This window comes from Lamprocystis purpurea DSM 4197, assembly GCF_000379525.1.
Classification (GTDB): domain Bacteria; phylum Pseudomonadota; class Gammaproteobacteria; order Chromatiales; family Chromatiaceae; genus Thiodictyon; species Thiodictyon purpureum.
This window is the reverse complement of sequence record NZ_KB902490.1, coordinates 38,122-51,463: the sequence shown is the minus strand read 5'-3', so window position 1 is coordinate 51,463 and position 13,342 is coordinate 38,122. Positions and strand designations below refer to the sequence as shown.

The 13,342-nt window shown below is 64.9% G+C and carries 13 protein-coding genes; 7 read left to right on the top strand and 6 right to left on the bottom strand.

Going from position 1 to position 13,342, the window contains the following annotated elements:
• Positions 1-30: 30 nt before the first annotated feature.
• The 3 genes from A39O_RS0111550 to A39O_RS0111540 are packed head-to-tail and all read right to left on the bottom strand — an operon-like array spanning position 31 to position 2,420.
• Positions 31-1,236, bottom strand: coding sequence for a vWA domain-containing protein (locus A39O_RS0111550; protein ID WP_020504814.1), 1,206 nt, complete (start codon positions 1,234-1,236; stop codon positions 31-33).
• A 60-nt stretch (positions 1,237-1,296) separates the two neighbouring features.
• The gene (locus A39O_RS33140) at positions 1,297-1,860 is read right to left on the bottom strand and encodes a hypothetical protein (protein WP_020504813.1); all 564 of its coding nucleotides are present in this window, start codon (positions 1,858-1,860) and stop codon (positions 1,297-1,299) included.
• Entirely contained in the window at positions 1,857-2,420 is a 564-nt protein-coding gene (locus tag A39O_RS0111540) for a PspA/IM30 family protein (protein ID WP_020504812.1), read from the bottom strand. Before A39O_RS0111540 ends, A39O_RS33140 begins: the two co-directional genes overlap by 4 nt.
• 336 nt (positions 2,421-2,756) lie before the next feature.
• On the opposite strand from A39O_RS0111540, the gene A39O_RS0111535 reads away from it, so the two are divergent.
• A complete protein-coding gene (locus tag A39O_RS0111535) occupies positions 2,757-3,473 on the top strand; it encodes a response regulator transcription factor (RefSeq protein WP_020504811.1) in 717 nt (238 codons plus the stop codon).
• A gap of 13 nt (positions 3,474-3,486) precedes the next feature.
• Complete coding sequence (locus A39O_RS0111530) at positions 3,487-5,586, top strand: sensor histidine kinase (protein ID WP_020504810.1); 2,100 nt, start codon at positions 3,487-3,489, stop codon at positions 5,584-5,586.
• An 88-nt stretch (positions 5,587-5,674) separates the two neighbouring features.
• Here A39O_RS0111530 and A39O_RS0111525 read toward each other — a convergent pair whose 3' ends face one another.
• Positions 5,675-7,177: an alkaline phosphatase gene (locus tag A39O_RS0111525; RefSeq protein ID WP_083924639.1), complete on the bottom strand. Its 1,503-nt coding sequence runs from the start codon at positions 7,175-7,177 to the stop codon at positions 5,675-5,677.
• Between the two features lie 203 nt (positions 7,178-7,380).
• Between A39O_RS0111525 and A39O_RS0111520 the strand changes: the two genes are divergently transcribed.
• Positions 7,381-8,442, top strand: a complete 1,062-nt coding sequence (locus tag A39O_RS0111520; RefSeq protein WP_026199333.1) for a thioredoxin family protein — start codon at positions 7,381-7,383, stop codon at positions 8,440-8,442.
• Between the two features lie 49 nt (positions 8,443-8,491).
• Here the strand turns inward: A39O_RS0111520 and A39O_RS0111515 are convergent, their stop codons facing one another.
• Both A39O_RS0111515 and A39O_RS0111510 read right to left on the bottom strand, forming a co-directional pair.
• The gene (locus A39O_RS0111515; RefSeq protein WP_020504807.1) at positions 8,492-8,824 is read right to left on the bottom strand and encodes a DUF2845 domain-containing protein; all 333 of its coding nucleotides are present in this window, start codon (positions 8,822-8,824) and stop codon (positions 8,492-8,494) included.
• Between the two features lie 122 nt (positions 8,825-8,946).
• A complete protein-coding gene (locus tag A39O_RS0111510) occupies positions 8,947-9,519 on the bottom strand; it encodes a Smr/MutS family protein (RefSeq protein ID WP_026199332.1) in 573 nt (190 codons plus the stop codon).
• Between the two features lie 253 nt (positions 9,520-9,772).
• On the opposite strand from A39O_RS0111510, the gene surE reads away from it, so the two are divergent.
• The 4 genes from surE to rpoS all read left to right on the top strand — a co-directional run bounded on the left by surE (position 9,773) and on the right by rpoS (position 13,257).
• Entirely contained in the window at positions 9,773-10,522 is a 750-nt protein-coding gene (surE, locus tag A39O_RS0111505; protein WP_026199331.1) for a 5'/3'-nucleotidase SurE, read from the top strand.
• Positions 10,522-11,184 (top strand): protein-L-isoaspartate(D-aspartate) O-methyltransferase, encoded by a 663-nt coding sequence (locus A39O_RS0111500; protein WP_020504804.1) that lies wholly within the window; start codon positions 10,522-10,524, stop codon positions 11,182-11,184. Before surE ends, A39O_RS0111500 begins: the two co-directional genes overlap by 1 nt.
• Before the next feature lie 117 nt (positions 11,185-11,301).
• A complete protein-coding gene (locus tag A39O_RS0111495; RefSeq protein WP_020504803.1) occupies positions 11,302-12,156 on the top strand; it encodes a peptidoglycan DD-metalloendopeptidase family protein in 855 nt (284 codons plus the stop codon).
• Positions 12,157-12,180: 24 nt separating this feature from the next.
• Entirely contained in the window at positions 12,181-13,257 is a 1,077-nt protein-coding gene (gene rpoS, locus A39O_RS0111490; protein WP_020504802.1) for an RNA polymerase sigma factor RpoS, read from the top strand.
• Positions 13,258-13,342: the final 85 nt, after the last annotated feature.

The following is a 13,342-nucleotide window of genomic DNA, read 5'->3' as shown; positions in this document are numbered from 1 at the left end:
GGTTGAGGTGGGGTCAAGCGTTGTCCATTTTCAATATTTTGGCCCACCAGTGCCATAACTCAGGCCGGCGTCCGCCCCCTGTTCGCGCACCGCGTTCCAGACCTGGTGGTCCAGGGAGTCCTCGGCCCCGCCGGCGGCTTCCACCTCTTGCTTGAGGTAGCCGGCGCGTTTGGCCGAGATGTCCTGGATCTGGACGCGCAAGGCGTCCCGCCGCTGCGCCGTTTCTTTGACCACCCGCGCCCGCGCATCGCTGTCCAACTCGGCCAGGGGCTGGGGCAGTTGCTCCGGTTGCAGTTTGTCCAGGTCCACGCGGCCGCTGGTCACGGCCTCGACCAGTTCCTGGTCGCCGAGCAGGCTGGAGGCGCCGCTCTCGGATGCGACAAACTCGGCACGCCGGGCCAGCACGGCAGGTGCGGAGGCCGCCTGAACGGCCTTGGCCGCGTCGACCGCATCATTGCGTTTGGCGCGTTCGTCGGCGCTGCCGAAATAGAGTCGCGTGCCGTCCAACTCGGCCGACAGCTTGGCCAGCGGGGCATCATAGGGTGTGGTGATGGCGACGGCACTGCCGGCCTGGTCGACCTGGAAGTAACCGCCGTTGCCAAGTTGAGCGATGCGCTGCCATTCCCCGCGAGTGTCCGGTTGTTGACCGCACTGGATCGTGTTGACGCGGATGCCGCGGCGGCCGGCTTCCGCCAGGGTCTGGGCATAGGGGACATCGTTGGGGTAATCCTGGTGAGGCGGGGCGTCGCCGACCAGGAAGACCACGCGATAGACGGCCGGGTCCCGGCTCCAGCCGATCCGCGTGACGGCCTCGTGGAGCGCCTGATTGACGCTCTCGGGACCGTCCCCGCCGCCTTGGGCCTGGAGCTTGAACAACTCGGCCTGGATCTGGTCCAGGTCGGGTGAAAGGTCAATGACCCGGGTCACGTAGTCGTCGCCGCGGTCGCGGTAGGCGACCAGGCCCATGCGCACTTCGGGTGCCGGTTGTGCGGAAGCCAGGGTGGAGGCGATGGACCAGACCTTATCCTTGGCGGCCTGGATCAGCCCGCCCATACTGCCGGTCGTATCCAGCACGAAGACCGCCTCCACGACCGGGCGCCGGCCCGGGTGCGGGAGGACGATGGCGGGGTCCTGATCGCCCGGGTGGGGCACTGGTGTTCGCGTCAAGGCGGGGTAAGCGGTGACGGCGGCGGCCGTGAGGCCGAAGAGCGCGAGACCGACGAGTTTGGTGTTCATGATTGGCTCCGTTAGCGTTGATTCGGGGTGGCTACGCAACTTTCGCGGTCTTTGGCGGGATTACCGCACGATCCGACGCAAGGCCCATTCGGCCGACCGCCGTGCCAGGTCGAACGGATCCGCTGCGGTCGCCGGACCGGCGGCGCTGCTGGCGGGATGCCCCGGTCGGGCCGGGATGATGCCGAACAGCGCCTGGACCAGCAGCAGACTCCAGACCGCCAGGAACAGGCTGCCGCTGTGGCCGCCGGCCCAGAGCGCGGCGCCGACGCCGGCCAGGATCAGGCCCAGGTCGAGCAGTGCGGCGGTCGGGGTTCCCTGGAAACACCAGACGCGGACCAGCCACACCCATCCGAGTTGCACCAGGATGGGTGACCAGACACCGGGGGCCAGCGCCAGAGCGGCGGCGGTGACCGGCACCCAGGCCAGTACGATGACCATCCTGCCGGCGCGCTCACCGCTGCGTCCGAGCAGGTAGAGCAGGTAGCCGAGACCCAAGGCGGCAGTGGTCAGGGCCAGGGCCTCGCGGGCCGGGACGAACAGACCCAGGCCGCTATTGAGCACCGCGGCGGCGACGGCGGCGATGAGTGCCACCAGTGCACCTTCAAGGAAGGTCGGGCGGTTCATGGGGTCACCCCCTGGCGGCGGCGCAGCCGCAGCAGTTCCAGTTCCACCTCAGCGTCCGAGACGCCGGTGTCCGGTTCCGACCACACTGGGTCCTGATCCCACGTTGGTGATCGCTCGTCCGCGGTCGGCGCGGTGTCCGCCAGCCAGCGATCGGCGCGGGTGCGCAGGTCGTCCAATCGACTGGCGTGGGCCGCGAGTCGTTGCGCCAGTCGATCCCGCTCGGCGCCGCGCTCGACGCCCTGTCTCCGGATGACGGCACGGCGACGGCCGGCCTCCAGTCGGCGGCGGATCAGCGGGCGAGCCAGGGCTTCGCGACCCTCGGCCAGGCCCTCGGCCAGGGCGTCCGTGGCGCGGGTTTCTTCTTCGGCGAAGGCCTGGTCGCGCCGCGCGAGCCGTTCGAGTTCCCGGTCCATTCCGGCCAAGGTGCGCCGCTCCTGGTCCAGGGCCTGTTCCATCTCCCGCACGGACTGGGCGAGCACCAACTCGGGTGCTTCCAGCCGATCGAGGATGGCGTTGAGATCGGCGCGCACCAGACGCGCCAGCCGGGTCATGAGTGCCATGGTCGTCACCTCCAGGGAATCTGCATTCGGTCTGATTGCAGTCTAGAGCGGGGCAGGCGGTTCGGTCAGGCATGGCGGCGTAAAACCGGATGCAAGGGTTTTACAAGCAATTTACGGAAAGAACATGGCTGACGGCCGATGCTGAAACGGTGGTTAGCGGACCTTGGCGATCAGTCCAGCGAATCGTTGTCGTTGTCGCTGTCGTGATCGAAGAAGCGATTCAATGTGGGTATGCTCGCGGGTATCGTAAACTCGATTACGACAACGACAACGACAACGACAACGATTGGGTATAACTTGTTCTTGACTCGTTACGTCACTCATCACGCATCGCCCATGTCGAAACGCCAGCGCCTGTTGATCATCGAGGACGAAGAGCCGATCCGGGTTGGTCTGACCGACCTGTTCGTCTTTCACGGGTTCGCGGTCGAATCCGCCGCGGATGGACCCACCGGGCTCAACCTGGCGCTTACGGGTACCTTCGACCTGATTTTGCTGGATCTGATGTTGCCCGGACTGGACGGCTTCGCCATTTGCGATCGGGTGCGGGTGGTGGATCGCGCTCAACCCATCATCATGCTGACGGCCCTCGGGGCGGACGAGGACATCATTCGCGGGCTCAAGCTCGGCGCCGATGATTATGTTGCCAAGCCGTTCTCGATCACTGAATTGGTGCTGCGGGTGCAGGCGGTGCTGCGGCGCAGTCAGGGTGCGTTGGCCGGGGCGCCAAGTCTGCGGTTGGGCGACTTGACGCTGGATACGGCCAATCTGGTCGGGTGCCGCGGTGCGGTGCAGATTCCTTTTACCCGTCGGGAGGTAGCGATCATCCAGTATCTGGCCGCCCATGGCGAGCGCCCGGTGTCACGCGACGAATTGCTGACCAAGGTGTGGGGCTACTCGCGCGGCTGCGGTATCGAGACCCGCACGGTGGACATTCATATCGCCAAGCTGCGCCGCAAGCTGGAAACCGACCCGGCGGCTCCGCGGGTGCTGCTGACGGTGCGCGGGGTCGGGTACCGGCTGCTGGTCGGAGCGGATGGGGAGGCGTCATGATGGTTTTGCGCGGATGAAGGGCCAGGGCCTCGACCGGCAGCGCACGCGCCTGCGCCTCTGGCTCGGGCTCTTCTTCATCGCCTTGGCCCTACCCAGCACCGTGCTGGTCTACAAAGCCTATGACCAGCTCAAGTGGGAGTCCTTCAGACAACAGCAGGTCGCCGCCGCCGAGCTGGCGGCGCGGGTGGACCGGCGTTTGGGCGAGATCGCCCGGGTCGAGGATGCGCGTCCGGTGACCGACTATGGGTTTCTGACCGGCGACCCGGAGCGCCCGGGTGTGCAGCGCTCACCGCTCGCACAACACCCGATCCAAACGGATGTTCCGGGCCTGGTGGGCTGGTTTCAGGTGGACGAGCAGGGCGACTTCAGCACCCCGCTGGTACCGGAGGATGCGCGCGCGCCGGCGCGCTATGGAATCGACCCCGCGGAACTGGCGCGGCGCCAGGCGGCGGCGGCGCGGATCGAGGGGGTACTGATCGGCAATCGCCTGGTCGAGCGGGGGCCTGTTCCGGTTGAGGCGCCGGGCCGGGAGCAGGCGGCGTCGGCCGCGTTGCCCGAGACCGCGCCGGCGAAGGTCACGGCAGCGCGCGAGCGGCTCTCCCAACAGGCGTTCGATGCATTGGGCGAGTCCCGCTATGCGAATACCAGGTCCGCCACCGACAAGGCCAAGGCCAAGGTCGAGGCCGATGACGGGGTGGCGCTGTCAGCCCCCGCCGTTCAGGGTCTTGGGCCGGTGGAAGCCCTTGCTCTGGACGCCGCGCTGGCGAAACGGGCCGCCCCGGCTCCCACGGCGGCCAAGCCGGCGCCGCCTGCGGATGCGGTGTTGCGCGCCCGCACGTCGGCCGCATCTGCCGTCAACTCGCCACGACGGGAGGGAGCGCAGGATGCGCCGGCCGCTGCGGCACTGGCCGCCCAACGCGGTGACAGGGGTGCGGCGTCAACCGTCAGGCTCTTCACCAACACGGTGGAACCGCTGACGCTGGGGCTGCTTGGCAGCGGGCACTTCGTGCTCTTCCGCGCCGTGCATCAGGGCGGTGCGCGGATCATCCAGGGGTTACTGATCGAGCAGGAGCCGTTCCTGATCGGCCTCATGGGCGAGCCCTTCCAGGCGACCGGGCTGGCGCTGACCACCGATCTGATCGTCGCCTTTCGAGATGAGGTCCTGACCGCCTTCCGCGCCCGGCAAGAGCGGGGGTCTATCTCCAGTGTTCGCGAACTGTCCGGCGCGCTGCTCTATCGGACCCGGCCGCGCGAACCCTTCGGCGGGTTGGAGTTGATCTTCAGCGTCGGGCGGCTGCCGGTGCCGCCGGGTGCGGCGGTGATCGGCTGGGTGGCAGGTCTGTTGACCCTGGTGCTGGTTGCCGGGACCTGGCTCATGGATCGGCTGGGCCGAAAACAGATCGGCCTGGTCCGTCAGCAGCAGGCGTTCGTGTCCGCGGTGAGCCATGAACTCAAGACCCCGCTGACGTCGATCCGGCTCTATGCGGAGTTGCTGCGGGCCGGCTTCGCGGACGCGGACCGTCGGCAGGTCTATTACCGCTATATTCAGGAAGAGAGCGAGCGGCTGTCCCGGCTGATCGCCAATGTGCTGACCCTGTCGCGGATCGACCGGGATGCGCTCATCGTGTCGCCCGCGGCCGTGCCGCTCACCGCGCTGATGGATTTGGTGCAGGAGCGGGTGACCGCCCAGGTGGAGCGCGCGGGGTTCACGTTGGTGCTGGAGTGTCGGGCGCCGGGGGTGGTCCAGGCGGACCCGGATGCCTTTGTGCAAATACTGATCAACCTGGTGGATAACGCGGTCAAGTTCGCCGCGCAGGCCGAACCGAAGATCGTTGAGATCCGCTGCGAGTGTCCGCGCGCGGGTTGGGTGCGGGTGGCTGTCCGCGATTTCGGACCCGGGGTGCCGCGGGCAGCGCTGCGGCAGGTGTTTCAACTCTTTTACCGCGGGGAGGACGCCGCGCGGCGTGCGATTCCAGGTACCGGTATCGGGTTGGCCCTGGTCGAGCGCCTGGTGCAGGCCATGGGCGGGCGGGTGGAGGTGGTCAATCGTGAGCCGGGGGCCGAGTTCCGGGTCGAATTGCCGTCGGCGCCGGATGCGCAATACACGGGTTAGCCTGGATGACGGGATGATCCCGCAATTAGCGATCGGCAACCAGCTTGAGAATCCGGGGCGGCGGCGTCCCGCCCCGGACATCAGGCGATTATTTGCGGATCCGCAGCGGCGAGACCTGGGGTACGCCGGCGGCCGCCATCATCACCTGGAAGACTTGGGTGTTGTCCAGGATACGGACTCTGGGGTACCACTCGAGTTCAGCCGACTCAAAGCGCCGCGAGCCGGCGCCCATGGCGTAAATACGGGTCAGCTCGTTGGTATGGCTGGTGGTGCCGAAAGTGACTTCCCCTCCCGGATAACACTGCGAGCCAGTGCAGTTCGGCGTTTGCTCCGGCAGGTCACCGGCGCCCAGCACGGTGCGGTTACGCATGTAATTGTTGCTATGGTCGGAGGTCACGATCAGCAGCGTATTGCGCCAATCGATCGCGTCGTTCGGCTGGTTGACGAAGTCGATGACGGCCTGGACACCATCGTGCAGATCCTTGATCGTACCGACCATCCGCTGAAAGTCATTGGCGTGGTTAGCCCAGTCGATATCGCCTTGTTCCGCCATCAGGAAGAAGCCATCCGGATCCTGGCTCAGCACTTTCAGTGCCGCCAGTGTGGCTTCCGTATAGGTGGGGTTCTCCCGGGTCGCCTGAGTCACCGTGGGCGTGGCGGGCAGGTCGTTGGGCTTCAGCGACTCGAAGTTGCCGTCCCCTTCCTTACCGAAGAGTCCGAACAGTTTCTTGCCTTCAGCAACGGCTTGCTGGGCTCCCGTGAGCAGGCTCAAGCCGCCGTCAACCCCAGGAAAGCGCTCAACGAACACGTACTCGGCACCGTAGACGCCGTTCTTCAGGTTGTCGTAATCTTCTGCCGCGATGTAGTTATTGGTCGGCGAGCCGTCGTAACCAGGATGACCGCCGCCGATGACCACCTCGGGCTTGAGCGTCGCGATGATCTCGTGTCCAATATCGCCGTAATTGTTGCGGCTCTTGTTGTGGCTGACGAAGGCGGCCGGAGTGGCATGGGTGAACGGCACTGTGCTGACGACGCCGATGGCATAATCTTTGAGTTCGCGCAGGTGTTCGGCAATGGTCTTGAGCGAGCCGTCGCCGGTGCGGTTGCCGCCGGTGTCAGGGTCTCCCGGCAGCCAACTGAGATTGCCGTCATCGGTTTTGTAGCCGGAGGCCCAGGCGGTTGCCGCCGAGGCCGAGTCGGTTGCCTTGGCTTTGAGGTAGCCCTCGGCGCCGGGACCTTCGGGACTCAGGGGATAGGGGGCGGCGCCGCCCTGCGCTGGATCATATCCGAGGGTGGGCCGAATGGCTTGTGGGTCGTAGATCCCGTCGGACCAGTATTTGTAAGTACTGACGTCCCAGGTGGACTGGTTTCCCTGGTAGGGCAGAGTGTGGAACGACAGGTCGAAATCATTGCCGAACAGATAACGGCTGGCGGCGATTTCATGTTCGATGTTCATGCCGTCGCCAATGAGCAGAATGATGTGCTTCGCTTCTCGTGGACCCGAATCGGCGAGTGCGCTGAGCGAGCACGAAGTAATGAGGGCGGCGGCGAGTACCTGACGAACAGCAACTCCGAGCAGTGGTTTTTTCATCGGTTACCTTCTATTGGAGTAGAGGAATTGGTCATCGTCGACTACGATGTTGTGATCGACTTTGCAACGCTTGGGATGGATTGCGACGCGCTGCAACGATGGCCTAAGGGTACCAGATGAAAGTGACTTTTCTGTGTCTGAGCGATGTCGGTTTAACTCTGCGGTATCCTTCCGCAATTCAGGCTTGTCCGCTGGAGATTGTCATGTTCCGGTTCATTATCGTCCTGGTGACGCTGCTCCTCTGCCAGCCTTTGACGCTGGTTCCATCCGCCGCGGCGGCCCCCGCGCGATCCGGGTCCGTCGATCCGGCGCCCGCGACCCCGAACGAGCAGGATCGGCCCGACTGGTTCAAGAATTCATTTCTCGACATTCGCGAGGACGTGGCCGAGGCCGCCGCGGCCGGCAAGCGTGTCATCCTCTATTTCTATCAGGACGGCTGTCCCTACTGCGCCAAGTTGCTCCGCGAGGGATTCGGCGACAGGACCACGGAGGCGCTGGCGCGTCAGCGCTTCGATCTGGTTGCGATCAATCTGTGGGGTGATCGGGAGGTGACCGGTTTTTCGGGGGAACCGACGACGGAGAAGCAGTTCGGTGTCGGTCTCAAGGTCCAGTTTACTCCGACTCTTTTGTTTTTGGACGAGGGCGGCCAGGTGATCTTGCGCGTCAACGGCTATTATCCGCCGGACCAGTTCGCGGCGGCATTGGCCTATGCGGCGGAGCGGCGCGAACAGATGGGGGAGGGTTTCGCGGACTTTCTCGCCGCGCGGTTGGCAACGGCGGCGACGGGTCAGGTGCATGACGAGGGCGGATTCCTGCCGCATCCGCTGCGCTTGGCGCACAATCGGGATATCTCCTCCCGCCCGCTGGTCGTGATGTTCGAGCAGCCGGTCTGCAAGGCGTGTGATGAGTTGCATGGGATCATCTTGCGCAAGGAGGCAGTCGCCTATTCGTTGAGCGGCTTCGATGGCGCAATCCTCAATGCCTACTCGAAAGCACCGGTACAGACCCCGGACGGACGTGACCTGACGGCACATGACTGGGCCGTAGAATTGGGCATCAAATACACCCCGACCCTGGTTTTTTTCGATGCCGCGGGTCGCGAGGTCTTTCGTGTCGAGGGTTACCTCAAATCATTCCACGTTCACGGCGCCCTGGACTACGTGGCGACCGGCGCCTACATCGCTCAGCCGAGCTTTCAGCGCTACCTCGCCGCGCGTCGCGAGGCGCTGGCGGCCCGCGGAATCACGGTGGATCTCATGCAGTGATGTGCGCGCCGGTCCGCGAACGTCCGCCGCGGGTCAGCGCACGTCGAAATCAGTAACCGTAACCGGCCTCATTGATCTTGAAGATCTTGGCGTTCTTGATGGTGATCCTGGCGACGAAACGCTGGGGACCGAAGTTATAGGTCCAGATCTCATAGCTTTCACCGGCCGGCACCGGCTGGTAGCCGATCCGGTTTCCCAAGGCATTGTAGATTGGCTGATTGACGACTGGGGCGTCAATCCGCTCGACACTCGTCGGCCGCCCGCAGCGCTGGATCACCTTAGAGGTGTCATCACCCTCGGACACGATCGCGTTGCCGCAGCGCAGCGCCTGGGCCGGGCCGGCAACGAGCAGACCGATCAATACGATGGGGACGTAACGCATAGTACACCTCAGTGTTGGCGGTGGAGCGGACGTTGGAGAATTTAACCCTACCGGAAATGATGAACCCGCCGGTGAAAATGTCAACAGCTGACTCCGGCGGCTGGGTCTCAGGTCACTGGTCGTCACGGGCGCCCCGCCGGAGCGGTTTTCCCCGCCTGCCGTTTGGCCTTGTTGGGGTTGCGCAACAGGCAGTAGACGGCGCCGGTGCCGCCGTCACCGCGTGTCGCGGAGCAGAAGGCGAGCACTTCCTCGTGGAGGCGCAGCCAGTAGTTGACCTTCTGCTTGAGCACCGGTTGAGCACTGGAGGAGCGGATGCCTTTGCCATGGATGATGCGGGCGCAACGCACCCGGCGATGTCCACACTCGATCAGGAATTCGGCCAGGACACGCCGCGCTATCTCGACCGTGAGTCCGTGCAGATCGACTTCCAGGCCGACCTCGATGGCACCCCGGCGCAGGTCGGCCAGCACACGCTGCTGGACCCCAGGGCGCGCGAAGGACAGGCACTCGTGGGTTTCGACCTCGGATTCGGACAGGGTGACACCCGCGTCCTCGGGCAGTTCCAGCGGGCGCGGTCGGGGGATAGGCGGGGGGCGCCGCCGATAGGGCTCGATGCCTGCCTCGCGCAGCGGTTGCGCGTCCTGAACCTGCTCATGAAACAGCGCCAGGTCAGCCGGGGGGACTTGCTTCTTCATCGTCGGTCTCGTTTCGGCGCGGGTCAGGTCGGGAGTATACTGGGCAGTGGTGGGCGGCAACTGCAGATATAAATGATTTCCGATGATATAGAAAGACATAGAGCAGCGTCGGCCAAACAATCAAGCGCTTCTGGTCGCTGGCGGCGACCCCGGCACGGCCCGGCGCGGGGGTGCGACGATGCCCGCGACGGTCCTTTCCAGTATCATCGTCGGGTTGGTCCGCTTTTTTCTCTCCCACACGGGCAGCAGTCCGATGAAGATCCTGGTCAGCAATGACGACGGTTACCAGTCTCCGGGTTTGCTCGCGTTGGCCGCCGGGCTCGCCCGTCTTGGTGAAGTGGTGGTGGTGGCCCCGGAACGCGACCGCAGCGGTGCCAGTAATTCACTGACCCTGGATGTGCCGTTGCGTGCCAGCACGATGAGTAACGGCTTTATCCGCGTGGACGGTACCCCGACCGATTGTGTCCATCTGGCGATCACCGGCTTGCTTGACGGCGAACCGGACATCGTGGTCGCCGGGATCAACCACGGAGCGAATCTGGGCGACGACGTGCTGTACTCGGGAACCGTCGCCGCGGCGACCGAGGGGCGCTTCCTCGGGCTGCCGGCCATCGCCGTGTCGATGGACTCACGCGAACCCCGGCATCTGCAGACCGCGGTGCGGGTGGCGTGCCTGCTGGTGGAGCGGCTGCGTTCCGACCCCCTGGATTCCAATTTGATCCTCAACGTCAACGTCCCGGATCGACCCTACGAGGAACTGCAGGGGTTCTTGGCGACCCGGTTGGGTCACCGCCACAAGGCTGAAGCGGTGGTGGCGGCCAAGGACCCACGCGGCCGGGCCATCTACTGGGTCGGTCCGGCAGGGCCTGAGGCGGATGCGGGGCCGGGGACCGACTTTCACGCGGTACGGGCCGGTTTTGTGTCCATCACCCCGCTGCAGGTGGACTTGACCCGCCACGCCGCCCTGGAGTCGCTCGGGCAGTGGCTGCGTGTCTGCCGTTGATGTCGAACCTGAGCCATATCGGGATCGGGATGACCTCTCTGCGCACCCGTGAGCGGTTGATCACGCGACTGGGCGAGGCCGGAATCAGCGACCCGGAGGTGTTGCGGGTGATGCGCGACTTGCCGCGGCACTTGTTTGTCGATGAGGCTCTGGCGAGCCGCGCCTACGAGGATTCACCCCTGCCCATCGGCCACGGTCAGACGATCTCGCAGCCCTATATGGTCGCGCGCATGACCCAGGCGCTGTTGGCGGCCGGACCGATGCACACGGTGCTGGAAGTCGGAACCGGGTCGGGTTTCCAGACCGCGGTCCTTGCCGCCCTGGTGCGGCGGGTGTATAGCATCGAGCGCATTCAGTCACTGCAAATCCGCGCCCAAGCATGCCTGCGCCTGCTGCAGGTGCGCAATGTGCGTTTCCGGCATGGCGATGGTTTTCTGGGTTGGCCCGAGTATGCGCCCTATGACGGGATCCTGGTGACCGCCGCGCCGCGGGCGGTGCCGCGCGCCCTGGCCGACCAATTGGCGCCCACGGGTTGCCTGGTGTTGCCGATGGGCGAAGGTGACCGCCAAGCGCTGGTGCGGGTGACCCGGGTACCGGGTGGGTTTGCACAGCAAATTCTTGAGCCGGTTAGCTTTGTGCCTTTACTGGGAGGGGTTGCATGAGCGTTTCCCGCGGGTTGTTTCGTCGTGAGTCCCCCGGCGTGGGTCGCGCGTCCAGTCCGCTTGCCGCCTGTAGTTCGGACTAAGGTCCGACCACCAGGTCGAACGCTGGGGCGCGCCATGGTGGACGAACTCGGCTTCGACGTCTGCTGCAAGGGCTGCCGGCCGCAAGGTTGGGGATCGTCCAGCGATGGCGGTGCAAAGCGTCGGTCGGGGTTACTGCTGGGACTCATTCTGGGGCTGGTGACTCTGGTGTTGGCCGGGTGTGGTTCCACTGGTCCAGCGCCGGTCGGGGGGTGGTCGGGAAAGGGTCCGGTTCCCAAAGGGTATTATCTGGTGCGCAAGGGCGATAGTCTCAGTGAGATCGCCGCCAGGCGCCGCGTCAGCACGAAGAACCTGATTCGCTGGAACGCCCTCAAGCCCCCCTACACCGTTTACGCCGGCAAGTTGCTGCGGGTGGTGGCGCCGGGCCGCTCGGCGGGGAAGGCGCGGGTCGGCAGGGCGCGCGATTTGTCAAAGGTGACTCAGCCAAAGTCCCAAACTTCGTCGGGTCAGACCGCCGCTGCCGCGCCGACCCCGGGGAGCCGCACCAAAGGTTCTGGTGTCGCCTGGGCCTGGCCGTTGTCAGGGGCGATCTTACAGGGCTTTCGTGCCGGCGACCCCGCTCGCCAGGGGTTGCGCATTGGCTGTCGGCCAGGCGAGGAAGTGCGGGCGGCGGCTGCCGGCCAAGTCGTCTACGGCGGTAGTGGACTCAAGGGTTATGGCAACCTTATCATCGTCAAACACAACAAGAACTATCTCAGCGCGTACGGCTTCAACCGTCGGCTGTTCGTCAAGGAAGGGGACAGCGTCAAGCGCGGCCAGGCGGTGTCGGAGTGTGGCGAGGGACCGGAAGGGGCCTACCTGCTTCACTTTGAGGTACGTCGTGACGGTGCCTCGGTCAATCCGATTCTATACCTGCCCCCGCGCGAGTAACACCGTCTGAGCGGACGGAGGGAGATGTGGATGGTAATCAGCGAGGACACCGAGATCGTGGCGGCCGAGCCGGTCGACCTCGAGATCATTGAACCCGAGATTCTCGATTCCGATATCGACCCGGACAGCGAGTCCCTGATTCTGCTTGATGAGGACCCGGATGAGATCAGCGAGATCATCGACGACGCCGAGCCGGTCGAGCCGGTCGAAGACCCGGTCGACGAGGAAGGGACCGGGCCGGTCAGTGAGCGCTTTCCGTCCGGCGATGGCGACTTTGACGCAACCCGGATCTACCTAAACGAGATCGGCGAGTCGCGCCTGCTGACCGCCGAGGAAGAGGTTTATTTCGCGCGCCTGGCCCAGCGCGGCGACAACGCCTCACGCCAGCGCATGATCGTGAGCAACCTGCGCCTCGTCGTGAAGATCGCACGCCGTTACCTTAACCGCGGGCTGCCGTTGCTGGACTTGATCGAGGAGGGCAACCTCGGCCTCATCCGCGCGGTGGAAAAATTCGATCCGGAACGCGGGTTTCGCTTCTCAACCTACGCCACTTGGTGGATCCGTCAGACCATCGAGCGCGCGATCATGAATCAGACGCGCACCGTGCGTCTGCCGATCCATGTGGTCAAGGAGATCAACATCTATCTCAAGGCCGCGCGCAAACTCGCGCAGCAGCTTGACCATGAACCCACGACCGAGGATATCGCCGTGTTGCTGGATCGGCCGATCCACGAGGTCAAGCGCATGCTCGGTCTCAACGAGCGGATTACCTCGGTCGATACCCCGTTCAGCAAGGACGTGGACAAACCGCTGGTGGACATGCTTGAGGACGAGTCCGCGGACGACCCGACCGACCGTATCCAGGACGAGGACATCCAGTCCAATCTGGAGCATTGGCTGGGCAAGCTCAACGAGAAGCAGCGCGAGGTGGTCGAGCGGCGTTTCGGGCTGCACGGCTACGAGAACGCGACCTTGGAACGGGTCGCCCAGGAACTGGGCGTGACGCGTGAACGGGTGCGCCAGATCCAGATGGACGCGCTGCGGCGTCTGCGCGACATCCTCGAGAAGGAGGGGTTCTCGATCGACGCGTTCTTCAAGTAGGGTCGAGTAGCCATCGGGTGTTCGCAACGCTGGATCCAGGTCAACGAACATTGCGGCAAATCACGCGGTCGACTGTGCCGTTTGT

Bases quoted from the DNA above. Each gene is read 5' to 3' on its own strand.
- A39O_RS0111525 (WP_083924639.1), bottom strand. From the start codon at position 7,177: ATGAAAAAACCACTGCTCGGAGTTGCTGTTCGTCAGGTACTCGCCGCC.
- A39O_RS33140 (WP_020504813.1), bottom strand. From the start codon at position 1,860: ATGAACCGCCCGACCTTCCTTGAAGGTGCACTGGTGGCACTCATCGCC.
- rpoS (WP_020504802.1), top strand. From the start codon at position 12,181: ATGTGGATGGTAATCAGCGAGGACACCGAGATCGTGGCGGCCGAGCCG.
- A39O_RS0111500 (WP_020504804.1), top strand. From the start codon at position 10,522: ATGTCGAACCTGAGCCATATCGGGATCGGGATGACCTCTCTGCGCACC.
- surE (WP_026199331.1), top strand. From the start codon at position 9,773: ATGAAGATCCTGGTCAGCAATGACGACGGTTACCAGTCTCCGGGTTTG.
- A39O_RS0111515 (WP_020504807.1), bottom strand. From the start codon at position 8,824: ATGCGTTACGTCCCCATCGTATTGATCGGTCTGCTCGTTGCCGGCCCG.
- A39O_RS0111550 (WP_020504814.1), bottom strand. From the start codon at position 1,236: ATGAACACCAAACTCGTCGGTCTCGCGCTCTTCGGCCTCACGGCCGCC.
- A39O_RS0111510 (WP_026199332.1), bottom strand. From the start codon at position 9,519: ATGAAGAAGCAAGTCCCCCCGGCTGACCTGGCGCTGTTTCATGAGCAG.
- A39O_RS0111530 (WP_020504810.1), top strand. From the start codon at position 3,487: ATGAAGGGCCAGGGCCTCGACCGGCAGCGCACGCGCCTGCGCCTCTGG.
- A39O_RS0111520 (WP_026199333.1), top strand. From the start codon at position 7,381: ATGTTCCGGTTCATTATCGTCCTGGTGACGCTGCTCCTCTGCCAGCCT.
- A39O_RS0111540 (WP_020504812.1), bottom strand. From the start codon at position 2,420: ATGGCACTCATGACCCGGCTGGCGCGTCTGGTGCGCGCCGATCTCAAC.
- A39O_RS0111495 (WP_020504803.1), top strand. From the start codon at position 11,302: ATGGTGGACGAACTCGGCTTCGACGTCTGCTGCAAGGGCTGCCGGCCG.
- A39O_RS0111535 (WP_020504811.1), top strand. From the start codon at position 2,757: ATGTCGAAACGCCAGCGCCTGTTGATCATCGAGGACGAAGAGCCGATC.